At 57.7% G+C, this 22869-nt stretch carries 23 protein-coding genes, 2 tRNA genes and 2 pseudogenes; 19 read left to right on the top strand and 8 right to left on the bottom strand.

Features of this window, described 5'->3' with window-relative positions:
- Positions 1 to 92 precede the first annotated feature (92 nt).
- The 3 genes and pseudogenes from F0155_RS09610 to F0155_RS24115 all read left to right on the top strand — a co-directional run.
- Positions 93 to 755: a L,D-transpeptidase gene (locus F0155_RS09610; protein WP_150524294.1), complete on the top strand. Its 663-nt coding sequence runs from the start codon at positions 93 to 95 to the stop codon at positions 753 to 755.
- Between the two features lie 139 nt (positions 756 to 894).
- Positions 895 to 2004 (top strand): annotated as a pseudogene (locus F0155_RS09605) (flavin monoamine oxidase family protein); the annotation flags it as partial.
- Positions 2005 to 2078: 74 nt separating this feature from the next.
- Positions 2079 to 2138: pseudogene (locus F0155_RS24115) on the top strand (hypothetical protein); the annotation flags it as partial.
- Positions 2139 to 2149: 11 nt separating this feature from the next.
- Here F0155_RS24115 and mtnA read toward each other — a convergent pair.
- The 5 genes from mtnA to F0155_RS09580 all read right to left on the bottom strand — a co-directional run bounded on the left by mtnA (position 2150) and on the right by F0155_RS09580 (position 7041).
- Entirely contained in the window at positions 2150 to 3247 is a 1098-nt protein-coding gene (mtnA, locus tag F0155_RS09600) for an S-methyl-5-thioribose-1-phosphate isomerase (RefSeq protein WP_150524292.1), read from the bottom strand.
- A 130-nt stretch (positions 3248 to 3377) separates the two neighbouring features.
- A complete protein-coding gene (locus F0155_RS09595; RefSeq protein WP_150524291.1) occupies positions 3378 to 4166 on the bottom strand; it encodes an alpha/beta fold hydrolase in 789 nt (262 codons plus the stop codon).
- Complete coding sequence (locus F0155_RS09590; RefSeq protein WP_150524290.1) at positions 4166 to 5467, bottom strand: TRAP transporter large permease; 1302 nt, start codon at positions 5465 to 5467, stop codon at positions 4166 to 4168. The genes F0155_RS09595 and F0155_RS09590 overlap by 1 nt, the downstream gene beginning before the upstream one ends.
- Before the next feature lie 2 nt (positions 5468 to 5469).
- Positions 5470 to 5976, bottom strand: a complete 507-nt coding sequence (locus F0155_RS09585) for a TRAP transporter small permease (protein WP_150524289.1) — start codon at positions 5974 to 5976, stop codon at positions 5470 to 5472.
- An 81-nt stretch (positions 5977 to 6057) separates the two neighbouring features.
- Positions 6058 to 7041, bottom strand: coding sequence for a type 2 periplasmic-binding domain-containing protein (locus F0155_RS09580; protein ID WP_150524288.1), 984 nt, complete (start codon positions 7039 to 7041; stop codon positions 6058 to 6060).
- A 243-nt stretch (positions 7042 to 7284) separates the two neighbouring features.
- Here F0155_RS09580 and F0155_RS09575 point away from each other — a divergent pair, with 243 nt between their 5' ends.
- Entirely contained in the window at positions 7285 to 8169 is an 885-nt protein-coding gene (locus F0155_RS09575) for a LysR family transcriptional regulator (protein WP_150524287.1), read from the top strand.
- A gap of 11 nt (positions 8170 to 8180) precedes the next feature.
- Here F0155_RS09575 and F0155_RS09570 read toward each other — a convergent pair whose 3' ends face one another.
- A complete protein-coding gene (locus F0155_RS09570; protein WP_150524286.1) occupies positions 8181 to 9080 on the bottom strand; it encodes a LysR family transcriptional regulator in 900 nt (299 codons plus the stop codon).
- 118 nt (positions 9081 to 9198) lie between these two features.
- Here F0155_RS09570 and cuyA point away from each other — a divergent pair, with 118 nt between their 5' ends.
- The 3 genes from cuyA (at position 9199) to F0155_RS09555 (ending at position 12700) form a co-directional block, all read left to right on the top strand.
- Positions 9199 to 10218: a D-cysteate sulfo-lyase gene (cuyA, locus tag F0155_RS09565; protein ID WP_150524285.1), complete on the top strand. Its 1020-nt coding sequence runs from the start codon at positions 9199 to 9201 to the stop codon at positions 10216 to 10218.
- A 227-nt stretch (positions 10219 to 10445) separates the two neighbouring features.
- Entirely contained in the window at positions 10446 to 11048 is a 603-nt protein-coding gene (locus F0155_RS09560) for a DUF2799 domain-containing protein (protein WP_150524284.1), read from the top strand.
- Between the two features lie 434 nt (positions 11049 to 11482).
- Complete coding sequence (locus F0155_RS09555; protein ID WP_150524283.1) at positions 11483 to 12700, top strand: hypothetical protein; 1218 nt, start codon at positions 11483 to 11485, stop codon at positions 12698 to 12700.
- A 566-nt stretch (positions 12701 to 13266) separates the two neighbouring features.
- On the opposite strand, the gene F0155_RS09550 is transcribed toward F0155_RS09555, so the two are convergent.
- Positions 13267 to 13341 (bottom strand) — tRNA-Thr (locus F0155_RS09550).
- A 314-nt stretch (positions 13342 to 13655) separates the two neighbouring features.
- Between F0155_RS09550 and F0155_RS09545 the strand changes: the two genes are divergently transcribed.
- From F0155_RS09545 to F0155_RS09490, 12 genes are all read left to right on the top strand, one after another.
- A complete protein-coding gene (locus tag F0155_RS09545; protein WP_150524282.1) occupies positions 13656 to 13892 on the top strand; it encodes a hypothetical protein in 237 nt (78 codons plus the stop codon).
- Positions 13893 to 14104: 212 nt separating this feature from the next.
- A complete protein-coding gene (gene murA / locus F0155_RS09540; protein ID WP_150524281.1) occupies positions 14105 to 15394 on the top strand; it encodes a UDP-N-acetylglucosamine 1-carboxyvinyltransferase in 1290 nt (429 codons plus the stop codon).
- Between the two features lie 162 nt (positions 15395 to 15556).
- Positions 15557 to 15994 carry a DUF2948 family protein gene (locus F0155_RS09535; protein WP_150524280.1) on the top strand — a complete coding sequence of 146 codons (438 nt, stop codon included), beginning with the start codon at positions 15557 to 15559 and terminating at the stop codon, positions 15992 to 15994.
- 91 nt (positions 15995 to 16085) lie between these two features.
- A complete protein-coding gene (locus F0155_RS09530) occupies positions 16086 to 16460 on the top strand; it encodes a hypothetical protein (protein WP_150524279.1) in 375 nt (124 codons plus the stop codon).
- A 77-nt stretch (positions 16461 to 16537) separates the two neighbouring features.
- Positions 16538 to 17833 carry a histidinol dehydrogenase gene (hisD, locus tag F0155_RS09525; RefSeq protein ID WP_150524278.1) on the top strand — a complete coding sequence of 432 codons (1296 nt, stop codon included), beginning with the start codon at positions 16538 to 16540 and terminating at the stop codon, positions 17831 to 17833.
- Positions 17834 to 17846: 13 nt separating this feature from the next.
- A complete protein-coding gene (locus F0155_RS09520) occupies positions 17847 to 18350 on the top strand; it encodes a UPF0262 family protein (RefSeq protein ID WP_150524277.1) in 504 nt (167 codons plus the stop codon).
- Positions 18351 to 18356: 6 nt separating this feature from the next.
- Complete coding sequence (locus F0155_RS09515; RefSeq protein WP_150524276.1) at positions 18357 to 18809, top strand: arsenate-mycothiol transferase ArsC; 453 nt, start codon at positions 18357 to 18359, stop codon at positions 18807 to 18809.
- A 114-nt stretch (positions 18810 to 18923) separates the two neighbouring features.
- Positions 18924 to 19142: a translation initiation factor IF-1 gene (infA, locus tag F0155_RS09510; RefSeq protein WP_006939340.1), complete on the top strand. Its 219-nt coding sequence runs from the start codon at positions 18924 to 18926 to the stop codon at positions 19140 to 19142.
- Positions 19143 to 19186: 44 nt separating this feature from the next.
- Positions 19187 to 19813 carry a Maf-like protein gene (locus F0155_RS09505; RefSeq protein ID WP_150524275.1) on the top strand — a complete coding sequence of 209 codons (627 nt, stop codon included), beginning with the start codon at positions 19187 to 19189 and terminating at the stop codon, positions 19811 to 19813.
- A gap of 50 nt (positions 19814 to 19863) precedes the next feature.
- Positions 19864 to 20082 carry a DNA gyrase inhibitor YacG gene (gene yacG, locus F0155_RS09500; protein ID WP_150524274.1) on the top strand — a complete coding sequence of 73 codons (219 nt, stop codon included), beginning with the start codon at positions 19864 to 19866 and terminating at the stop codon, positions 20080 to 20082.
- A 263-nt stretch (positions 20083 to 20345) separates the two neighbouring features.
- A complete protein-coding gene (locus F0155_RS09495; protein ID WP_150524273.1) occupies positions 20346 to 21956 on the top strand; it encodes a bifunctional metallophosphatase/5'-nucleotidase in 1611 nt (536 codons plus the stop codon).
- 414 nt (positions 21957 to 22370) lie between these two features.
- Positions 22371 to 22446: transfer RNA gene (locus F0155_RS09490), tRNA-Phe, on the top strand.
- Positions 22447 to 22617: 171 nt separating this feature from the next.
- Here F0155_RS09490 and F0155_RS23645 read toward each other — a convergent pair.
- On the bottom strand, positions 22618 to 22869 hold a 252-nt coding region (locus F0155_RS23645; RefSeq protein ID WP_204934426.1), incomplete at its 5' end, for a hypothetical protein.

Here is a 22869-nt window from a genome sequence, read left to right as displayed (position 1 = left end):
CAACCCGAATGGGAATTGTTTATTGGTTTTGATCCTCTGGGGCAGATAGCCGGGAGGGGCGACGCAAAGTCGTCATTGGGGAGAAGGTACGAATGGCCGGAAATCTGAGCCGACGCGGTTTCTTGTTGGGAATGCCCCTGTTTCTGGCAGCCTGCCAGAGCCAGTCCGGAGCGACTTTGCAGGCGGGACTGAAACCGCTTGAAGACGGTACGCCGGATTATGCAACCGCCTATGCGCCGGTTCGGGACGGCGGGTTCTCACTGCCAGCCATCAAGTACCAGAATTTCGATCCGAAATACTTGCGTCAGACCGTGTTCTATCCCTCGCGCTATCCGTCTGGGACGATTGTCGTCGATCCGAAGAAGAAGTTCCTCTACCTGATCCAACCCGGTGGTCGCGCCATCCGCTATGGCATTGGCGTTGGTCGCGCCGGCTTTGCCTGGAATGGCGAGGCGGTCATCAAGGTCAAGCAGGAGTGGCCGAAATGGTTCCCGCCTGCGGAAATGATCGAGCGTGACCCGAAACTCGCCAAGTGGAAGGACGGCCAGCCCGGCGGTCCGTCCAATCCGATCGGCGCACGCGGTCTTTATCTGTGGCAGGGCAACAAGGACACGCTCTACCGCATTCACAGTACCAACGCGCCAAGCAGCATCGGCACGAACGCGTCCAGCGGCTGTATCCGCATGTGGCATCAGGACATTATCGACCTCTATGACCGGGTCCCGGTCGGCACGAAGGTCATCGTTCTGGGGTAACGAAGCTTCAAATGTGGAGCAGTCGGGCGTTAGGAAACTGAAGCGCCCGTATTGCTTCATGATCCCGGCTTGTTGCGATCCTGACACCATGATCTGCCTGACACCATGATCTGAAGGTGTGCCCGAACAGGTTGGCATTATGAAGATCACACGCCGCAGCACATTGGCCGCCCTGATGGCCAGTCTATCAACATTGATCGCGCAGCCGGTGCATGCCAACTCCGGCGGGCGGAAGATCGTGGTTGTCGGAGCCGGGCTTGCAGGACTTGCTGCCGCCCGGGCTCTTGCGTCTGCAGGCGCCAGCGTGACAGTGCTTGAAGGACGTGAGCGGATTGGCGGGCGTGTCTGGACCTCGCGTGCATGGACCGGTTTGCCCATGGATATGGGGGCGAGCTGGATACATGGTCTGAACGGCAACCCGATAACCGAATTGGCGCGTCAAGCCGGGGCCGACTATGTCGAAACAAGCTTCGACGCAGACATGGCGCTGGATGCCTCCGGCTCGGCCATCGATCTCGATGAAGCTTATGACCTGGCCGAGAAAATCATGGAGTCGGCCCGCAGGACGTCCGAGAGACAGAACCACGATTTGTCACTTCAGGCTGCGATTGAGGCAAGCAGAGGCTGGTCTTCTGCAAACGAGGCACAACGTCGGCTGGTTCGGCATGTGATCGATGGCGAGATCACGACCGAATTTGGCAGCAGCTGGGCTGAAACCTCGGCCTGGCATTATGATGAAGGGGATGTTTTCGGCGGCAATGATGCAGTGTTTCCCGGCGGGTATGACCAGATCATCTCCTATCTGGCAAAAGGTCTGGACATACGTACCAATGCGCCGGTAACAGCGCTCTCTCCTGATGGCGAGGGTGTCGCAACAACGCTTGCCGGGGGCGAGGTGCTAAGCGCTGATCATGCGGTGGTGACAGTTCCGCTTGGCGTGCTCAAGGCAGGCGGACTGCTTTTTGCTGAACCACTGTCAATTGCCCGGCAAAAGGCCATTGAGGCAATTGGAATGGGCCTTCTATCGAAGGTCTGGTTTTTCTTTGATGAAATCGCCTGGCCAGATGACGTTGACTGGATCGAATGGGTCGGCCCGCAGCCCGGTTACTGGTCGCAATGGCTGAGCCTTGCGAGAATAAAGCAGGTTCCTGTGTTGCTGGCCTTTCATGGCGGCGATGAAGCCAGGCACATCGAAGCTCTGTCCGACAAGGAGATCATGGCACGAGCCGATGGTGCGTTGAAAGCCATGTTCGGTTCGAGCTTTCCGGCGCAGACTGGAACGGGCGGCTCGTCTTTGCAGGCGAGGCCTGCCATGATGCATATCCCGGCACCGCACATGGGGCGTTTCTGTCGGGTCTGACCGCAGCCGAAACCTTGAAATGAGCGCGGCCTGTTTAGGCTTTTGCAAATTCCGGGAAAAGACCAGCCAGTCCTTCCGGCGAGGCGTCGCAGATGCCGCGCTCGGTGATAAGGCCGGTGACGAGCCGGTTCGGAGTCACGTCAAAGGCCGGATTGCCGCCTGAGCTTCCATCCGGGGTCACCTGAACCGTGCCGATTGCGCCAGCCTGATCCCGGCCCATGATGTGCGTGACTTCGCTCGTGCTGCGTTCCTCGATCGGGATTTCGGCAACGCCGTCATCCACGGTCCAGTCAATCGTGGGGGAGGGCAAGGCCACGTAGAACGGCACGCCATTGTCCTTCGCCGCAAGCGCCTTCAGATAAGTGCCGATCTTGTTGCACACATCGCCGCGCCGGGTGGTTCGGTCGGTGCCGGTTATCACCAGATCCACGAGGCTGTGCTGCATCAAGTGCCCACCGGCATTGTCGGTGATGTAGGTGTGCGGAATGCCGTGGCTGCCAAGCTCCCACGCGGTCAGCGCGCCCTGATTGCGCGGGCGGGTCTCGTCCACCCAGATGTGGATCGCAATGCCTTCGTCATGGGCATGGTACATCGGGCTGGTTGCCGTGCCCCAGTCCACGGTGGCAATCCAGCCTGCGTTGCAATGGGTCAAGATGCGCACCGGCTCACCGGCCGGTTTGCGGGCCGAAATTTCCCGGATCAGCTTCAGCCCGTTCAAACCGATATTGCGGTTGATCTCGACATCCTCGTCAGCAATTTCATGCGCCAGTTTCAATGCCGCATCCGCCCGCGCCGCTTCTGGCAGTGGCAGAAGGTAATCGCGGCAGCGGTTGAGCGCCCAGCGCAGGTTGATGGCCGTGGGGCGCGTCTTGTTGAACTGCTCCCACGCCGAGTTGAGATGGGCATCGGACGGATCAAGCCGGGCTGCCAGCGCCATGCCATAAGCGGCTGTCGCCCCGATCAGCGGCGCACCACGTACCCGCATTTCCACGATGGCATCGGCAAAGTCCTGCAAGCTGTCAACCTGCTGGACCCTGAAGTCATGTGGCAACCACCGCTGGTCGATGATTTGCAGGGCCTTTGCCCCTTCGTCCCACCACAGCGAGCGATAGTGCTGACCATTGACCTTCATGTCGTCTCCCCAGACTGGATCAGGGTGCAGGCGGTTCCGGTTGAACCGATCTCATGCCTTCCCATGCCAGAGTTGGACTACAGACGAAAGCCCTGCAGTCAATGATCTGCAGGGAAAATGCCGACAAGGGTCATGATGCCTGAGCCGTGCTGACGGCGCAGTCTCCCAAAAAGTCGTCCAGAATGGCGTGGAAGAGCTTCGGTTTTTCCAGATGCGCAGCGTGGGAGGTGCCCGGCACGACAGAGAGCGTGGCGTTGGGCAGGGTCTTCCAGAGGGTTTCCACCTGCGGCCAGCGGTAGGACCGGTCTTCGTGGCCCCACAGAACCAGCGTCGGCATGGTCAAGGTCGGAAGGGCTGCCCGTCCGTCCCAGCTTTCCATTGCATCAAGGGCATTGAGCGCCGCATTCGGGTTTGCGCCCGTGCCGATTTTCTCGACGAGGGCAAAACCGGGGGCGGCTGCCCCGTGATAGAACCATGTGGCGCCGATCCTTGAAATGGTCCGGGCAACTCCATCGCTCTCCAGCCGTTCGCGGGAGAGTTTGATCGGCTCGAAGCGGTCCGGCATGATGCCCAGCGGGCCTGTGCCATAGAGCACCAGCCGGTCGATCCGGTCTCCAACGATGGCAGCGATTTCCTGGGCGATCATGCCGCCCATGGAATGGCCGAGCAGGATGAAGGTTCCAACACCCAGATGGTCCAGCAAGGCGATGATACGTGTCGCCATGCAGTGGATGGTGTTGCAGCTTTCAAGATGTGTTGCGTCGCCAAAGCCGGGAAGATCCGGTGCGATCACGTCGAAGCGGTCGCTGAAGTGATCGATTTCAGCCTGCCACTGGGCGGAGCCGCCCAGATAGCCATGCACAAAGACAAGCGGCGTGCCTTGTCCGGCTCTGCGGAAGGGAAGGGGAGCGTCAGTCATCAGCCCATCTGCTCCGGCAGCCACAGCGCAATCTCCGGCAAGCCGATCAAAAGTGCGATCAGCAGGACCATTGCAGCGATGAAGGGAAGACACCCGATGATCACGTCACCGATGGTCACTTGTTCCCGGCTGATAGCCTGTATCACGTAGAGATTGAGACCAACAGGCGGGGTGAGAACCGCGATTTCCATGGTGATCGTGTAGACGACGCCGAACCAGATCAGGTCGAACCCGGCAGCGCTCATCAGCGGATAGATGGTCGGCAGGGTGATGAAGGTCATCGACACCGGCTCAAGGAACATGCCGAGGATGATGTAGAACAGCAGCACGATCATCAGCACCATCGTCGGCGACAGATCGAAGGACAGGAATAGTTCGGTGAACTGCTGCGGCACGCGGTAATAGGTCAGCACGAAGCCGAACAGCACACCGGCGGACAGGAGAAGACCAAGATAGCCCATGGTCCGCATGGTCGCGTAAAGGGAGTCCCAGAACCCGCGCCATGTCAGCCCGCCCACGGTGAAGGCCAGAATGACGGTGAGCAACGAGGCAACGGCGGCAGCTTCTGTCGGTGTTGCAATGCCGGCATAGATGGCAACCGTGATGACGAGGCCGATCAGGAAAATGGGACCAAGCGTGCTTGCGATCATGGCAAGGGGCATCTTTTCGGCATCTTCACTGCCTGGAATATCCTCCGGCTTCAGCATGCCCCACACCAGCACCACGACGACAAAGCTGGAGACAAGGATAAGACCGGGGATTACGCCTGCAATGAACAGGTCGCCAATGCTCTGGTCGGTCACGATCCCGTAGAACAGAAGGATCAGGCTCGGCGGAATGAGAACGGACAGCGTGCCACCTGCAGCCAGAACGCCGCTGGACAGACGCTTGCCATAACCAAGGCGCAGCATTTCCGGCAGGGCCACGCCGCCAATGGTCAGCGCACCGACCATGGACGAGCCACACACCGCGCCGAACCCGGCGCTGGCGCCGATCGAGCCATAAGCAGCGGAACCCTTGATGCGCACGCCCTGATGCAGGAACTGATAGAGATTGGGCCCTATATTCGACTTTCCGATCAGCTCGCCGAGGAAGACGAACAATGGAACGGCGAGCAGGATATAGTCGATCCACACGCCCCAGAGCTTCAGTTCGGCAGAGACAATGGACGTATCAAAGCCCTGGATCTGAAAAAGAAACGGCAAGGAAGCAGCCGCCAGGGCGAAAGGAATGGGAAGACCGATGACAATGAAGAACATCAGGAGTCCCAGAAGGCCGAGGCCAACGACGTACCACTCCATGATCAGCGTCCTTGTCCGGCAGGCGTGCGGATCTCACGGATCAGACGCAGCGCTGCATAAATTGTAAAAAGGGCGAGGGCCAACGCTCCCGGCGCCCAGAACAGATACCGGGGCCAGTGCAGGATTTCCGAGGAAACCCCGGAGTTGAAGGACCGGATGGTCGCGCTGATGCCTGCATAGGAAAAGAAGAGGCCGATGGTGAGCATTAGGCCGAGATTGATGATGTCGACGATTTTTCGTGCGCCGGCGCCGAAATGGTCGATCACCATTGTGACCTTCGGATAGGCGTCTTCGCGAAGCGCGAAAGCGAGGCCGAAAAAGGCCACCGGAAACAGAAGAAGCGCGGTCGCTTCTGTCACCATCCGGTCGGGACGACCCAAACCGTAGCGGGCAAATACCCCGTAGGAGATCCAGACCATCTGGATCAGAACAATGATGCCACCGACACCTGCAGCCCACACCACGGCGCGCTCAACGTGACGAATGGACCGGTCGAGAAACTCGTCCATGACAAACCCCGAAAGAAATGGTGCCAGCGATGGTTCAGCCTGAAAGTTTTTCGTTTCAGGCTGAACGTCTGTTCGTCCGGCTTACTGGGCGTGGCTGTCCAGCAGGGAGCGGATCTTGCCAGCAAGATCGGCGCCGCAAGCTGCGTCAACCGTTTCGTCCCACTTGCCCTTCACGCTGGAAATCAGCTCGAGGCTCTTTTCCTTCGGCATGTTCACTTCCGTGCCACCTGCGGCAACAGCAGCAGCAACCTGCTCGTCAACCCAGCCTTCGTAGCGCGGCTGCAACCAGATTTCGGTTTCCTGGGCAGCCTGCTGCAGGGCAGTCTGTTCTTCCGGCGTCAGTCCATCGAACTTCGACTTGTTCATCATGTAGATGATGTTGCCGTAGAACAGGTTGGCATTGATCATGTGAGGCATCACGTCCCACAGCTTCCAGGAGCTGTAGGTGGCGACGCCCATGTTGATGCCGTCGACCACGCCGCGCTCGCTGGCCTGGAACACTTCCTTCGGTGCAACGAAAACCGGCTCGCCGCCCCAGGTTTCAATCATTGCGCTGACGAGCGGGCCGATGGAGCGGACCAGTTTGCCGTCCAGCTTGCCAAGATCGATATTGGCATCGTGGAACCACCACTCCTGATCATAGGAGTAGTTGGAGTTGATCAGCGGAACGAGATTGACGTTGGCAGCTTCTTCGCGGATCAAATCCGCATAGGCTGCGTCCAGCGCTGGCTGGTTGTCGAGGCTGACCATTGCCGGATAGAGAGACGTGACTGCATAGCAAGGCAGGCGGTTGTCTGCATTGATCCAGCTGATGTCGGACACGCCGCCCTGCACGGAATCGACGCCTTCGGACCAGCCGTGGATCGTCGAGGACGGGAACAGCTGAACGTTTACGCTGCCCTTGGTCTTCTCTGCGACCAGATCCGCAAAATGCTTGAAGCCTTCATAACGGATATCGGCTTCGTTGACATAGGTCGACAGGCGCAGTGTCGTTTCTGCCTGTGCGACGCCAAAGGATGCAATCAGCGCCAGTGCGCTTGCCGTTGCTTTCCAGGTATTCTTCATAATTCACCTCCCAGTGCTGACCGAACGGGCTCCGACAAACTCCTCCTCGCCGGCGTTCGGTGTGCGGCATCGCCGCTGGCTTTCGGGAAAACTCGATCAGTTTCGGATCCCGTCGACCTCCCAATCTGCGAAGTTACGCTAGGCGAACTACTTGCGATCATGCCAATCGAAACATATCATAAATATATGCAAGATTTGCATGACGTATAAATATCAATAAGTTGATCGTAACGGGAGGGGCGCTTGGACCTGAACTGGCTGCAAGATTTCGTGTGTCTGGGGCGAACGCTGAACTTCACACGTGCCGCAGAGGAGCGAAATATATCCCAGCCAGCGTTCAGTCGCAGGATAAGGTCTCTGGAGCTCTGGATAGGTGTTCCCCTGATCAAGAGAACCACCTATCCGGTTCAATTGTCTGATGCCGGGGTGCAGTTCCTGCCTGTGGCGCAAGAGGCAGTCGTGAACCTTCTGGATATCCGGCAGGTGATCCGTGAGGAGGAGAGGGGCAGTACGGCCTTTCAGCGCTTTGCAGTGCTGCACACGATTTCGGTCAACTACCTGTCCGAACGCATCGCCTCTTTCGAGCAATCGATCCCCAATCTCAGGGTCCGGGTCTATTCCGACAACCTGCGCATCTGTTGTCAGCTTCTGTCGGAAGGCACATGCGATTTCCTGCTCTATTACCGCCATCAGCAGGTCGAACCGGTGTTCAACGAGGCCCAGTTCGCGAGAAAGGACATCGGCATCGACTGGCTGATCCCGGTCGCGGCTGCAGACAAGGTGCAGAACCATGGCTGGAACCTGTCGGACACGGCAGCACGGGATATTCCCTATCTCGGCTATGACCCGACCAGTTTTCTTGGAACCGTGGTGGACCAGACCATCGGCAATCGCAAGCCGCCTTTGAACTTGCGCTACATGGATGCGCTGACAGAAGCCATCAAGCGCCGGACTCTGGCGGGAAGCGGTGTTGCCTGGTTGCCGGAAAGCTCGGTCGCAAAGGAGATCGCTGCCGGTGATCTGGCCCTTGCCGGCGGCAAGGAATGGCACGCGCAAATGACCCTCTCGCTGTTCTGTTCGCTGGACCGGTTGGACGAGACCGGCCGCAAGGTCTGGGAAATCCTGTAGAGGCGAAACCCTCAGGCCAGTGACTGTGGCTCGAACCGGTCCACGACATGGGCCCAGATGGCTTCGCTTCTGGCGGTCGAGCGGTCTTTCACGCGCATCATCTTGACGTCCAGCTTCTGGCTCGGGAGCATTGTCTCCACCGATACGAGGTGCCCGGTTTTCAGGTGGGAGGAGACGAGCGTCTCGGGCAGCCAGGCGACCCCGATATCGCTCATGACGAGTTGCTGCATGGCGAGCGTCAGGGCCGTTTCCGCCTTGGTGACGAGATGCAGGCCAGAGGGAAGTTGCGGGGAAATCATCTGGTCAAAGACGCGGCCGAGGAAGACGTCAGAGGGATAACCAATGACGGGAACATCCGACCCTGAGGCCAATGGCTGAATGCGGGGCGTGCAGACCGGGATCAGCCGGTCACTTGCAAGGGTCACCGTGTCAAAACTCTCCGGCGGTGTGATGACCGGCGTGCCCGCTGCCTCGTAGCTGACGGCAAAGTCCACCTCGTTGGCCAGCAACTGCATGAGGCATTCATCCAGATTGGCAGAGCGGACGCGCACGCCGTCTTCATTGATATCTGCCAGCAGGCGAACAATCGCGGGCGAGACGGTTGCCGTAATGGCGTGTTGGCACACGAAGGTGACCGGTCTGCCACTCATGCCTGCCGACATGCGCAGTTCCTGACGCAGCTTGCGCAGTCGGGCACCGAGGTCCCGGAGTTCCGGCTCAAGAGTGGCAATGCCCGGCAGCAGGGTGATCGGCTTGCGGCGTCGGTCAAACAGCTCGACACCAAGACTTTCCTCGATCATCCGCACGCGCCGGGTGAAGGCAGATTGGGTGACAAACCGTTGTTCGGCGGCCCTCACAAGAGAGCCGCTGTCCAGAACTGCCAGAATATCCTCGATCCATTCCAGTCGCATATGCGCCGTCAGCTTGGGTTTATAAAATGCAGAGAATGCATATTAGGCGAAGAAATTCGAATTGGCGCGGTGAATTTTCGCAGCGTAACTTGTCGCAAAGCAAAATTTGGAGAGTGCCATGCATCTTGCCCGCTTCCCCCGCCGTTTCATCGCCCACCTGCCGACCCCGCTGGAGCGGCTTGACCGCCTGTCCGCCGAGCTCGGTGGTCCGGAAATCTGGATCAAGCGCGACGACTGCACCGGCCTTTCCACCGGTGGCAACAAGACCCGCAAGCTGGAATTCCTGATGGCGGAAGCCGAGCTGCAGAAGGCGGACATCGTCATGACGCAGGGCGCCATCCAGTCCAACCATGCCCGCCAGACGGCAGCCTTCGCTGCCAAGCTCGGCATGGGCTGCCACATCCTTCTGGAAAACCGGACCGGCTCGCAGGACAAGAACTACATCAACAACGGCAACGTTCTGCTTGATCACCTGCATGGGGCGACCACCGAAATCCGTCCGGGCGGCGGCGATATGAATGCCGAACTGGAACAGGCGGCTGATCGTCTGCGCGCCACGGGCAAGAAGGTCTACACGATCCCGGGTGGCGGTTCGAACCCGACCGGCGCGCTGGGCTATGTCAATTGCGCGTTCGAACTGGTCGGACAGGCCAACGACCGCGGCCTGAAGATCGATCACATCGTTCACGCAACAGGCAGCGCTGGCACGCAGGCAGGCCTCATTGTCGGCCTCAAGGCCATGAACGCGCAGATCCCGCTCCTGGGCATCGGCGTTCGCGCTCCCAAGCCGACGCAGGAAGAGAACGTCTTCAAACTGGCGCGCGCCACGGCTGAAAAGCTCGGCTGCGCCGATGTCGTTGCACGCGAAGACGTTGTTGCAAACACCGACTATGTTGGCGAAGGTTATGGCATTCCGACCGAAAGCGGCATGGAAGCCATTCAGATGTTTGCCTCACTGGAGAGCATCCTGCTGGACCCGGTCTATTCGGCAAAGGGCGCGGCAGGCTTCATTGACCTGATCCGCAAGGGGCACTTCAAGAAGGGCGAGCGCGTTGTCTTCCTGCATACCGGCGGCTCCGCAGCCCTGTTTGGTTACGACAAGGCCTTCGACTTCACCGGAAGCTGGCAGACCGTCTGATCGGTTCTGACCAACTTGAAAGAATTCGACCCGCGCACAGGCCAGTGCGCGGGTTTTTTAATTTTGTTTCAGTTCAGGGTTTTCACTCTGGTTCCTAGATCCGCGAAGGGGTATGGATTCATACATTTTTTTGTCGGCACCCTGCCGATAATCTCGGCTCATTCTGCTTGTCGGCCTCGCTGCCGCAAGTTGGATGGACAACTTGCGCACGAAACGGACTGACCTTTATGACCCGATTTGCCCGCCTTGGCCTGCTCCTCCTCATGACGGGCGCTGTGGCATCCTGCCAGACCCTTTCCAAGGAAGAATGCCAGATCGCGGATTGGGAAGTGATCGGGCGCAATGACGGTGCTGCCGGCTACAACCCTCAGGACCGGTTTGCAGGGCATGTGAAGGCCTGTTCGCGCATTGGCGTTGCGCCGGATCAGACCTTGTGGCAACGCGGGTTTGATCAGGGGCTGCGGAACTATTGCACACCGATGAATGGTCTGGCAGCTGGCCGCGCCGGAAAGAGCTATGCGAATGTCTGTCCGGGCAACAGCTCCGAAGGCTTTCTGCGCGGCTATAATCTTGGCAAGTCCGCCTATGCCAAGGAAGACGAGATCCGGCGGATCGAAAGCTCGATCCGGTCCCTCGAATACGAGATTTCCCGCCTTGAAAAAGACGCCCGCAAGGAAAGCGACCGCCTTCGGCTCGAACAGATCTACAACGACATCCGCAGCAACGAGCGGCGCATTGGCGATTACAGGCGCGATATTGACCGCCTGAGGTTCGAACTGGACGGGATCGAGGAGGACATAAACTTGTTCTCCGCCAATGCCGGTCGGTGAAAACTTGCCCTTTTTTGCTTAGGCGGCCGTTGCCGGACTTGAAGTCGATCACGGGTTGGGCGGGGTGATCTGGCTTGTGCGCAAAGACTGAAAGTCTGGTAACACTACTTGTGCAGTTATTGGGACACTTCGAGCATTCTTAGTAGGCTCCAATTTAGTGTGCAATCCGAGTTGACAAAGACAATTTCGATCTCTTGGATGGATTCTAGTTCTTTGGTACGGGGAAAGGGAGGGGAAGTTGATCGACTTGACTGCGATTGGAACCATCTGTTCAATCATTTCACTTCTGATTTCGTTGCTTACGCTTGGGCTGGTTATGAAGATCAACGTGAATATGCGAGATAATATCACCCAAAACACAACCGGGAGAGACAACGCACAAGCAGGGCGCGATATTAATGGTTAGTAGGCGGAAACGGATCCTTCGGTTTTTTTTGCGTTTTACCAAGCTTCCTAGCCTTCTTCCAAAGTCACAATCGGTAGTCGGGAGCAATAACAAACAAGCAGGTCGTGACATCGTCCATAATTACGGAACTCTCCCAGCGAATATTGATCTTTCAGAAGTATTTTCCCAAATAGATAATCAGATTAGAATGGCCGTTGGAGATCCAGTGTCTCCAACGGCCGGTGGAAAGAGTGTAGTTTACTCATCAGCAAAATTATTTTCGTCTCTCGTGCATATTGGAATTAGTGCAGAGTATGCTTACAGGCTTGTTTTCAATATTGGCGAGTATATTTCGGAGGAAATGAAGTTAGAGACCAATTCATTCTCGACAGCACATATTAGGCGGAGCGTGTCAAATGCAATATTGCATTCAGACGCCTTGAAAATTAGTCGTCAAGAGAGGAGAGATCTAGCGAATAAATATGCTCGAAATTACGGAAATCCATCCCATGCGATCATGGTAGCATTTAAGGGTGGCGACGTTACGCCTCTGAATTATGAGTTTTTGGAAAAAACATTCATTCCAGACCTTGCAGAGAGGCTGACAGGGTATCGTGGGGCGGTTGTGAGCAACCGCGGGGGGGATGTAGCATTCTCCCGAGGCAACATCGACCATATGTCAAGGGAGGTACTCTCTTCTGTTAGAAGAATGGGTATTTATGAGATCCGATACGAAACGTTATGCGCAATATCAGAAGATTTGGCTCTTCAATTGCCGCATCCTTGGTTCGTAAATCCAAGCAACCAGCTGGCGACGTTAAAGCATGATCTTGATCGGGCAGTCGAGCATTTGCAAAATTTGATGCCTTCTCAGCAGACTGATCTTCAATTTTGGCGATTGGCAAACGAGTGTTTTAATCACATCTGTTCTGGGATACTTGTGTGTTACTCGAGCGTGATCGGGGGGGGGAAGGATGCAGCCCCAAATACTCTTCGGAATTACACTCGCCTTGCTGCAAACGGCGAGCGCCAAAATCTAGCCTTATGGAATTTTTGCGAGATATTCGAGCTTGAAAGTCATCTGGATGAAATATGTATATTAATAGACGACTTCCATTTTGAAGTGAAAAGTACCCAAGAAGCAATTCGGCGTATGCGCGATGCGGATAAGTTAAAGGTTATGCGAAATCTAGAGTGGATACTTAATGTACTTAATCATATTGTCGAGCGCAAAGAGTTGTTAAAATATCCAGCTTCTGAAATCTGAGCAAGGAATTGCGAGTATTTACCTTATGATGTGTGGCGGCTTCAAGGCGTCAATTGTAAGTGGTTGCAGTGGTCGATTATGCGTCTTGGATTTCTAATCGTCGCAATGATGATCCTGGCTACAGCAACATGATCAAATAGGAACAACTTCAAGTCCCCAGCGCCTGCGGATAGCGCGGGTGTGTCTGGATCTCAGTTGATGTGCAACGCGGACAGCGGTAAGTCCAGCTCTTCGGCAGATCGGAGATCGTTTCGCTGTCCCTATAAACATCATATCCCACAATCTCCATGTAGGCGCATTTCATGCAGTGCATCTCGGTTCAGGTGCAGTGATCTTTCGCCCGGACGATTGTGACGGGTTTGAATGATGTGTCCTTATCTGCGGGCATGATGAAGGGCTCAAGAACGAAATTGTCGGGGTTTTGCAGAAATGTTGCAGCACTTCCTTGTTTGTTCTCTGCATGTTCCTGCATGAAACTGCAAGGGGCAGGCGCAATACGCAAAATGACAAATTGCGCGATTGGCTGCATATTCTATTTAAATCAAGTGCTTGGGGAGCATTTAATATGGTGCTGCCGGAGAGATTTGAACTCTCGACCTCTCCCTTACCAAGGGAGTGCTCTACCCCTGAGCTACGGCAGCTGAGCCGGTGGTTGGGTTGCGCGGTGATTGGCAACAAACCGGGGTCTCCGTCCGACGCCGTCGTCCGGAATGACGCGGCTTTTGCCACAACTGGCCCCGGGGTGCAAGCGGCGTTTTCCGGTTTTTTTGTGAATGCGTTGATTGGAGGCGGCAATCTGGCTCCCGGCGCTCTTGATACTGTCCCGAGCAAGGACAGGCGGACGTATGGTTCCCCGGCATTTTGCGCCTGAACAGCAGGAATCCTGACGCCATCGACGGCGCAGACGCCTGCAGGTCCGCTTGTGGAAAAAGGGGGAGGTGAGGGAGGTGATACCATGGGAAGGAGGCTTCCGGTCCTTACAGGTAAGGAGTATGAAGGAGAAGACGCGAAATCTTCAAGGGGACGAGCAAGGGTGAGCGACAGGGAAAAGCCGGCGACGCAGGTTGAGGCTTCAGATAAGGGCTCCGGCGCGAAGGGTGACAAGGAAGCCCCGAAGTCCCGCGAAGAAAGACTGGCTGAGGCCTTGCGGGCAAATCTTCGTCGGCGGAAGGCGGCTGCCAAAAAAGCTTGAGCAACCGGGGGCTTGATGATGCTGCGCGCGCAGAACAGGTCCCGCGTTAGCCAAAACGGCAGAAAAAGGCCGCGAATTGCCCCATTCTTGCCAAGGCCTCGTCTTGCGTGCGCCCAAACTTGCGTGTAGACCCCGTCAACTGCTTTAGGTTCTGCAAGAAATGACAGTCTGCCGGGATGGGCGGACACACACATCGGGTGGGTTGGAAAACAATGGACAGCATCAAGGTAACCGGCGGCGCACAACTGAATGGCGTCATTCCGATCTCGGGCGCGAAAAACGCGACCTTGCCGCTGATGATTGCCTCCCTGCTGACCGATGAAACCCTGACGCTGACCAATGTTCCGCGCCTGCGCGACGTGGCCCAGTTGACCCAGATCCTGTCGAACCACGGCGTTGATTATGCCGTCAACGGCAAGCGCAACGGTCAGGATGATCTGGAAGGCCAGACCGTTGCCCTGACCGCCCGCGAAATCGTGGATACCACCGCGCCGTATGAGCTGGTGTCGAAGATGCGCGCCAGCTTCTGGGTCATTGGCCCGCTGGTTGCCCGCATGCATGAGGCGCGCGTATCGCTTCCCGGTGGCTGCGCCATTGGCACGCGTCCCGTCGATTTCTTTATCGACGGTCTGGAAGCACTGGGTGCCGAGATCGACATTCAGGGCGGCTATGTGGTCGTGAAGGCTCCGGGCGGCCTGAAGGGTGCTCGTGTCGAGTTCCCGAAGGTCTCCGTCGGTGCGACCCACACGATCATGATGGCGGCAACGCTGGCCGAAGGCGAGACCGAAATCGTCAATGCGGCCCGCGAGCCGGAAGTCACCGATCTTGCCAAGTGCCTGAAGGCCATGGGTGCGAAGATCGAGGGCGAGGGCACATCCACCATTCGCATTCAGGGCGTCAAGCGCCTGCATGGCGCCCATCACGCCGTTCTGCCGGACCGGATTGAAACGGGCACCTACGCCATGGCGGTCGCAATGACCGGCGGCGAAGTGCTGCTGAAGGGTGCGCGCGCCGACCTTCTGGAAAATGCGCTGGAGACATTGCGCCAGGCTGGTGCGGAAATCACCGAAACGTCGGAAGGTATCCGCGTCTATCGCAATGGCAACGGCATTCAGCCGGTGGACATCACCACCGAGCCGTTCCCGGGCTTCCCGACGGACCTTCAGGCGCAGTTCATGGCGCTGATGACCAAGGCCGGTGGGACCAGCCGGATTACCGAGACGATCTTTGAGAACCGCTTCATGCACGTTCAGGAGCTGGCTCGTCTCGGGGCTCAGATCCATATCGATGGGCGCACGGCAACCATTGACGGCGTCTCCACCCTTCGTGGTGCGCCGGTGATGGCAACGGACCTGCGCGCATCCGTGTCGCTCGTCATTGCCGGTCTGGTGGCCGAAGGCGAGACCACGGTCAACCGCGTCTATCATCTGGATCGCGGCTTTGAGCGGCTGGAAGACAAGCTGAACCGCTGCGGCGCGAAGATCGAGCGCATCTCGGGCTGATCCAGCCGGGCGCAGGAGTGCGCCGGCAGCCGAAGGCATGACAGCTCTGCCGAATTGCGCATTGCCAAATCGGCCAATCCCCGTTAGGTCAACGGCTTGGATAGAGCATAGGGGCAGCGGATTTCCGCGCCCCGTCAATGAACCGGGTTTGACTTGACCAGCATGGACCAATTGAAGCTTGCCGCCCTTGATGCCGAAGACCTTCAGGTGCTTTCGGCGCATGTTCAGGATGCCGTTCTCCTCGTGGGCGATATTCGTTATCTGCCAAAGGAGAACCGGGCCGTCTTCGTGATGAACCGTTTTGTCTGGGACAAGGAAGCAGATCGCCGGACCAAGGCGCATGAACGCCGCCGTTCAGCGCTGTCCTTCTCGCAGGTTCGTTCGATGAAGGCCAACCAGCTGCGGCAGAATGCCAAGGACGCGGTGCTGGAACTTCTTGCAATCACCTTTGAGGCCGGGGAAGAGCCGTCTGGCAGTGTCCGTCTTGATTTTGCAGGTGGCCCCTCCATTCTTCTGGAGGTCGAGTGCATCGAGGCTCAGCTTGCCGATCTCGGCGCGGCCTGGTCGACCCCGAACAAGCCAAGCCACGATCTCGCCTGACCGGCACACCGTTAAAAATGCAGGAACTCGCAGGGGGAAGCGTGGATAATTATCCGAGTCAGCTGGCACCCAAGTTTGATGAGCAAATGAAATGATGTTTCCGGAAGGTCACGACCGCATTGGTGGTCTCATTCAAGCGATTTTTGGCGACGTTTCTGAACTTTCCGAGAGTGAGACTAGGCAGGTTAGATGTTTGATCGAAATCGCTGTGATCGGGTACACGCCCGGCTCACTTGCTGATCATAATAAACATGTAGCCAGATTGGTTTCAGATTGTGGAGTTTTGAGTGACAGATTGGTGAAATACGTAGATTCAAAGGTGTTCTTGTGGGCGCACAAATATGAAAGCGCTGAACCCCAATATGGCCTTTCAGGCGAATTGCCAGCACGAATACATGGGGCACTTGGGATGGCTTTTCACTGGATCAGACACGAAGCAGAAATGCGTGATTTGCTCAAAAACTAGCCAGTCTCTGTTAAATGAGTATATCAGGTTATCCGCTTCAATCGAAAACGCACAAATCGCTCATGAAGGAGCCGAACTTGGTCACCCGCCTCAACCAGAATGATGCTGATTTTGAAGCCCGCTTTGCCGAACTGCTGGCAAGCAAGCGGGAAGTGTCTGAAGATGTGGATCAGGTGGTCCGCACCATTCTGGAAGATGTCCGACATCGCGGGGACACGGCAGTCGTTGAATACACGGCGCGGTTCGACCGGCTGACAGTTGAAAAGATGTCCGAGCTGAAGGTTTCGCAAGCGGAGATCGAGGCGGCTGTCGGGCAGGTGCCGCAGGACGTTCTGGACGCGCTTCAGCTTGCGCATGATCGCATTGCCTCCCATCACAAGCGCCAGCTCCCCAAAGACGACCGCTATGTGGATGCTGTCGGGGTTGAGCTCGGGTCAAAGTGGACAGCTGTTGAATCGGTCGGTCTTTATGTGCCCGGCGGACTGGCCAGTTATCCAAGTTCGGTTCTGATGAACGCCGTCCCGGCCAAGGTGGCAGGGGTTGAGCGCATCGCGATGGTCGTTCCGAGCCCGGACGGGGTGCTGAACCCGCAGGTTCTGGCCGCTGCAAAGATTGCCGGTATCACCGAAATCTATCGCATCGGCGGGGCGCAGGCTGTTGCCGCACTTGCCTATGGCACCGAGACGATTGCCCCTGTTGCCAAGATTGTCGGACCCGGAAATGCCTTTGTGGCCGCTGCCAAGCGCCGCGTTTTCGGCACGGTTGGCATCGACATGATCGCCGGTCCGTCCGAAGTGCTGGTGGTGGCCGATGGCGAGAACAATCCCGACTGGCTTGCTGCCGACCTTCTGGCGCAGGCCGAGCATGATCCTGTCGCCCAGTCGATCCTGATCACCGACACGCCAAGCCTGGCTGCGGACGTCGAAAAGGCGGTGGAACGCCAGCTGACAACATTGCCGAAGGAAGAGGTGGCGCGCGCCAGCTGGACAGATTTCGGTGCCGTGATCCTCGTGAACAGCCTTGAGGGCGCGCTGCCGCTCATCAACCGGATTGCCGCCGAGCATCTGGAACTCGCCGTTGAAGATCCCGATGCGATGCTTGAAAAGGTGCGCAATGCCGGCTCTGTGTTTCTTGGACGGCACACGCCGGAAGCCATCGGGGATTATGTGGGTGGCTGCAACCACGTCCTGCCAACTGCCCGTTCGGCACGGTTTTCCTCCGGTCTTTCGGTGCTGGATTTCGTAAAACGCACCTCCATCCTGAAATGTACGCCGGAAGCCTTGCGCGAACTCGGGCCCGCCGCCATTACTTTGGGGGAGGCCGAAGGTTTGTCGGCGCACGCACGGTCTGTTTCCATCAGGCTGAATCTCTAGACGGACATGACGCATGGCTGAGATCGAAGATCAGGAGTCCACACAGGCGGCAGGCGGAAAGCTTGTCGAAGTGGTATTGGATGAGGCGTCGATCAGCCGTTCGACCCCCGATGTCGAGCATGATCGGGCCGTCGCGATCTACGATCTCATCGACGAGAATGTCTTTCAGCCAGCCGGTCAGCCGGAGGGCAGGTTTGTCCTGAACCTCTCGGTTGTCGAGAAAAAGCTGGTCTTCGATATCAAGACCGACGGCGGCGAACAGGTGGTCACCCATGTTTTGTCGCTTACGCCGCTGCGCAAGGTCGTGAAGGACTACGACCTGATCTGCCAGAGCTACTATGAAGCCATTCGGCGCGCGACCCCAAGCCAGATCGAGGCGATCGACATGGGGCGGCGCGGTGTTCACAACGAAGGATCCTCGATCCTCATGGAACGTCTGGAGGGTAAGATCACGGTCGATATGCAAACAGCCCGGCGGCTGTTCACCCTCGTTTACGCCCTGCACTGGAAGGGCTGACGAAGAGTGGACGGGCCGGCCGAGCGTCCATCCGCAATCCTGTTTGCGTGCGGCATGAACTCCGTCCGCTCGCCGATGGCCTCTGCCATCACGCGGACGCTGTTCCCGCGCCAGATCTATGTCCGCTCCGCCGGTGTGCGGCAGGGTGAGCTGGACCCGTTCGTGGATGCGGTCATGGCCGAAATCGGCATCGACATGGCCAGCCATCGGCCCAAGACGTTCGAGCAGCTGGACGAATCCGGCTTTGACCTGATCATCACACTTGCCCCCGAAGCGCACCACAAGGCGCTGGACATGTCTCGCGTGGATTCGGTTGATGTGGAGTATTGGCCGACCTTCGATCCGACCCTGGCGACCGGCAGCCGGGAGCAGATCATGGACAGCTATCGGACCGTGCGCGACCAGCTGATGATGAAGATCAAGAAGCGTTTGGCATGGTCTTCTGCCCCGAGCGGCTGAATTCTGTGGTGCAGGACGCATAATTCGCCAAAACAGCGAAAATCAGCGGTTCCCTTTCATCACGTGATCCGTTAGGTTCCCGGCTCGTTTAGAAGCCTTATCTCAGGGATACATATGGCTAAAGAAGAAGCACTGGAGTTTCCGGGCGTTGTGACGGAATTGCTTCCGAATGCAACATTCCGGGTCAAACTGGAAAATGACCACGAAATCATCGCTCACACCGCAGGACGCATGCGCAAGAACCGCATTCGCGTGCTTGCAGGCGACAAGGTTCTGGTTGAAATGACCCCTTACGACCTCACCAAGGGTCGAATCACCTATCGTTTCAAGTAGGTTCGTGACCGCACTTATCGCGGACGCAGAGGGTTTGTTCTGAAATGGCATCGGCTCCGCCCCTTATTCTGGCCTCTGCTTCGCCCCGCCGTCTGGCCTTGCTGCAGCAGATCGGTCTTGATCCGGATCACCTGATGCCGGCCGATCTCGACGAGACGCCGAAAAAGCATGAGTCGCCGCGCGCGCTAGCGGTGCGCCTTGCGCGGGAAAAGGCCGAATCCGTTCGTGCCCTTGCCAACCAGAGTGACGAGCTGAAATCCGGCATCATCCTTGCGGCTGATACGGTGGTCGCAGTTGGGCGGCGTGTTCTGCCGAAGGCAGAACTCACCGATCAGGCTATTTCGTGCCTGTCGCTTCTGTCCGGGCGCGGCCACCGCGTCTACACCGGTGTTGCCGTTTCCGCGCCGGATGGAAAGCTGCGGACCAAGCTGGTCGAGGCACGGGTGCGCTTCAAGCGGTTGTCGCGTCAGGAAATGGATGACTACCTGCAGTCGGGCGAGTGGCGCGGCAAGGCGGGTGGCTACGCCATTCAGGGACTGGCCGGAAGCTTTGTCGTGAAGCTGGTCGGGTCCTATCCCGCGGTTGTCGGGTTGCCCCTGGCTGAAACCGCCACATTGCTGGCCGGTGCCGGCTATCCCGTGCGCAAGGGCTGGGCCGACGCGGTCAGCTGACGCGCCATTGTCCCCAATCACCGGTTTTCATGCAGAATACGGAGGTCGACATGACCGAAGACAGCACATCCGGAAAGGACGCGGGCAGCAGCCCCGGGCGGCGCATGCGGCCGTGTCCGATATGCTCAAAGCTGTCCAGTCCGGAAGACTACCCGTTCTGCTCCGAGCGCTGCAATCAGGTCGATCTGCACCGCTGGTTTTCCGAGGGCTACTCCATTCCCGCCGTTGAAACCGATGACGTGGAAGACGAAGACCCGTCCGCTGGCTAGGCAGACGCTTCGTCGGCAATTTTTTAAATTATTTTGCTTGTCGTGAAAAAATTTTCACGGTCATAATAGCGTCTTGGAACCGCACTAGACGGTTCCATGGGGAGCTGATCCGATTTGTATGCTACGAGGTGCCGGGGAGAGATTGCCACTCTGCCGGGCGCATGGTTGCAACCACATTTGGGATGACACTCTTCCAGAGGATATATCAGGGAGCGAAGCCGGAAACCGGCCCCTCGAACCCCGTCTTGACTGGCGAGGCTTTTATGAAAAAGACACTGTTCGGCGCAGCTGCGCTGGCCCTAACAACTTCAATGAGCACCGCGGCATTTGCCGACTTTTCGTTGACTGTGCTGCACATCAACGACCTTCATTCGCGCATTGAATCGATCAACAAGTACGATTCCACCTGCGACGCAGAGTCCGAGACCGAAGGCAAGTGCTTCGGCGGCGTTGCCCGTATCCAGTCCAAGATTGACGAGCGCCGCGCCGCATTGGAAGGCGAAGGCAAGAACGTCCTCCTGCTGGATGCCGGCGACCAGTTCCAGGGTTCGCTGTTCTACACCACCTACAAGGGGGACGCGGCAGCCGAGTTCATGAACGGCATGGGCTTTGACGTGATGGCAGTCGGCAATCACGAGTTTGACGACGGTCCGGCAGGTCTTGCCAACTTCCTCGGCAAAGTGAATTTCCCGGTCATTTCCGGCAATATCGACGTGTCCGGCGAGCCGCTCCTGAAGGGCAAGGTTCCGGGCGTGATCATCCTTGAAAAGGGCGGCCAGAAGGTCGGCATCGTGTCCGCACTGGCTGAAGACACCGGCGAAACCTCGTCTCCGGGCGCTGGCGTGCGTTTCATTCAGGGCGAAGACTACCTGAAGGGCGCCGTTGAAGGCCTGGAAGCTGCAGGCGTCAACAAGATCATCGCCGTGACCCACATGGGCCTGCCGCGCGACATGGAAATCGCTGCAGCTGTTCCGGGTATCGACCTGATCGTTGGTGGCCACTCCCACACGCTTCTGTCCAACATCGACGAGAAGGCCAAGGGCCCGTATCCGGTTCTGGTGAAGAACCCGGAAGGCAAGGACGTGCCGATCGTGCAGGCCTATGCCTACGGCAAGTATCTGGGTGAAGTGGAAGTCACCTTTGATGATGCGGGCAACGTGACCAAGGTCGCCGGTGACCCGATCCTGCTCGACAACTCCGTCACGCCGAACGAAAAGGTTCTGGCCCGCGTTGCCGAGCTGGGTGCGCCGATCGAGGCTCTCAAGGCACAGGTCGTTTCCTCTGCGGCTGGCATGATCGACGGCAGCCGTGACACCTGCCGCGCTGGCGAATGCGCCATGGGCAACCTTGTTGCCGAAGCCATGCTCGCTCGCGCCAGGGAGCAGGGCGTCCAGATCGTGATCCAGAACGGTGGCGGCCTTCGCGCGTCCATCGATGAAGGCGAGATCACCATGGGCGAAGTCCTGACCGTTCTTCCGTTCCAGAACACGCTGGCCACGTTCCAGCTGAAGGGCGCCGACGTGGTCGCGGCTCTGGAAAACGGGGTCTCTGAAGTTGAGGAAGGCGCAGGCCGCTTCCCGCAGGTCGCCGGCATGAAATACTCCTGGACCCGTAAGAAGCCGGCTGGGCAAGGCCGTATCCTTGTTGTTGAAGTCAAGGAAGGCGACCAGTGGGTGCCGATCGATCAGGAAAAGGTCTACACGGTCGCAACCAACAACTACATGCGCTCCGGCGGCGACGGCTACAAGGTCTTCGCAACCAACGGCATGAACGCCTATGACTTCGGTCCGGGTCTTGAAACCGTTGTGGCCGACTACCTTGCCGAAAACACCGGCTACGCCCCGTTCACCGACGGTCGTATCGTCGAGCAATAAGCCGGGTCAAAACCGCAGAAATACCGACGCGCCGGAGTCTCTCCGGCGCGTTTTTCATTTGCAGGGATGCATGGCGTTCCGCTTCGTCGCATCAGCCGGGCAGAACCGTCCGCGGAACGGGACCCTGAACTGAGCCCCTGAACAAAGCCGCTGAACCATGCTCCTGAATGCTCCGTCTGTACGGAGCAATGATCAGCTCGCTGCCCCAAATATTGCAGACCGCCCCGCAGGTTATCCCGGTCGCAAAGGGGAAACTTTTTCCTTTTGGAACAGAGGCTTACAGAAGAGTTGCGCCAGCTTGTGAAAAAAGTGCAGGGGCATTGGAAAAACTTCGCCGGGGTGCTGGACAAGCCCGAAACCACCCACTATAAGGGCGTCACTCCGGCGCGAGGACAACATGGTTCAGCGCCAGATGCCCAGATAGCTCAGTTGGTAGAGCAGCGGATTGAAAATCCGCGTGTCGCTGGTTCGATTCCGGCTCTGGGCACCACTCTTCTTCCTGAAAAATTCGAACGTGTTTTGCGATCACTTGTAGTGTGCGCTTTGCATTCTATCGGCGTTCTGCGCGCTTCACCTACGCCGATTCTCCGCGTATTTCCGCCGCTGGCCAAAAATGGCCAGCCCTGGCCAAATTTGGCCAGAGGGTGTTCTGTTCATTAGATCAATACGTTAGTCGATTTTTTGGTGCCTTTTTCTGGATGGGCTGGCCGTTTATGGCCAGTTTTGCCAAGGGGATGGTCGTGTGTCGGCTGTCAGTTTTGGCTGCCTTTGCGTCAGCTCGATCCGACAAAGACATATATTTCAATGTCTTGTTATTTTTCTGACCCTGCGTGAGCCGTTTGGCACGGGGATTGTAATTGTGTTGGCACGGCCCGGCGATTGCTGGCCGATCATTTGAAGAAGGTGTTTCCGG

Source organism: Roseibium sediminis, from assembly GCF_008711325.1.
Lineage (GTDB): Bacteria > Pseudomonadota > Alphaproteobacteria > Rhizobiales > Stappiaceae > Roseibium > Roseibium sediminis.
Note: the sequence above shows the minus strand (reverse complement) of the source record. Positions and strands in the feature narration are given on the sequence as shown.

Excerpts from the sequence above, each read along its gene's own strand:
- F0155_RS09610 (WP_150524294.1), top strand. The coding sequence starts at position 93 with ATGGCCGGAAATCTGAGCCGACGCGGTTTCTTGTTGGGAATGCCCCTG.
- mtnA (WP_150524292.1), bottom strand. The coding sequence starts at position 3,247 with ATGAAGGTCAATGGTCAGCACTATCGCTCGCTGTGGTGGGACGAAGGG.
- F0155_RS09595 (WP_150524291.1), bottom strand. The coding sequence starts at position 4,166 with ATGACTGACGCTCCCCTTCCCTTCCGCAGAGCCGGACAAGGCACGCCG.
- F0155_RS09590 (WP_150524290.1), bottom strand. The coding sequence starts at position 5,467 with ATGGAGTGGTACGTCGTTGGCCTCGGCCTTCTGGGACTCCTGATGTTC.
- F0155_RS09585 (WP_150524289.1), bottom strand. The coding sequence starts at position 5,976 with ATGGACGAGTTTCTCGACCGGTCCATTCGTCACGTTGAGCGCGCCGTG.
- F0155_RS09580 (WP_150524288.1), bottom strand. The coding sequence starts at position 7,041 with ATGAAGAATACCTGGAAAGCAACGGCAAGCGCACTGGCGCTGATTGCA.
- F0155_RS09570 (WP_150524286.1), bottom strand. The coding sequence starts at position 9,080 with ATGCGACTGGAATGGATCGAGGATATTCTGGCAGTTCTGGACAGCGGC.
- cuyA (WP_150524285.1), top strand. The coding sequence starts at position 9,199 with ATGCATCTTGCCCGCTTCCCCCGCCGTTTCATCGCCCACCTGCCGACC.
- F0155_RS09560 (WP_150524284.1), top strand. The coding sequence starts at position 10,446 with ATGACCCGATTTGCCCGCCTTGGCCTGCTCCTCCTCATGACGGGCGCT.
- F0155_RS09545 (WP_150524282.1), top strand. The coding sequence starts at position 13,656 with ATGGGAAGGAGGCTTCCGGTCCTTACAGGTAAGGAGTATGAAGGAGAA.
- murA (WP_150524281.1), top strand. The coding sequence starts at position 14,105 with ATGGACAGCATCAAGGTAACCGGCGGCGCACAACTGAATGGCGTCATT.
- F0155_RS09535 (WP_150524280.1), top strand. The coding sequence starts at position 15,557 with ATGGACCAATTGAAGCTTGCCGCCCTTGATGCCGAAGACCTTCAGGTG.
- F0155_RS09530 (WP_150524279.1), top strand. The coding sequence starts at position 16,086 with ATGATGTTTCCGGAAGGTCACGACCGCATTGGTGGTCTCATTCAAGCG.
- F0155_RS09520 (WP_150524277.1), top strand. The coding sequence starts at position 17,847 with ATGGCTGAGATCGAAGATCAGGAGTCCACACAGGCGGCAGGCGGAAAG.
- infA (WP_006939340.1), top strand. The coding sequence starts at position 18,924 with ATGGCTAAAGAAGAAGCACTGGAGTTTCCGGGCGTTGTGACGGAATTG.
- F0155_RS09505 (WP_150524275.1), top strand. The coding sequence starts at position 19,187 with ATGGCATCGGCTCCGCCCCTTATTCTGGCCTCTGCTTCGCCCCGCCGT.
- yacG (WP_150524274.1), top strand. The coding sequence starts at position 19,864 with ATGACCGAAGACAGCACATCCGGAAAGGACGCGGGCAGCAGCCCCGGG.
- F0155_RS09495 (WP_150524273.1), top strand. The coding sequence starts at position 20,346 with ATGAAAAAGACACTGTTCGGCGCAGCTGCGCTGGCCCTAACAACTTCA.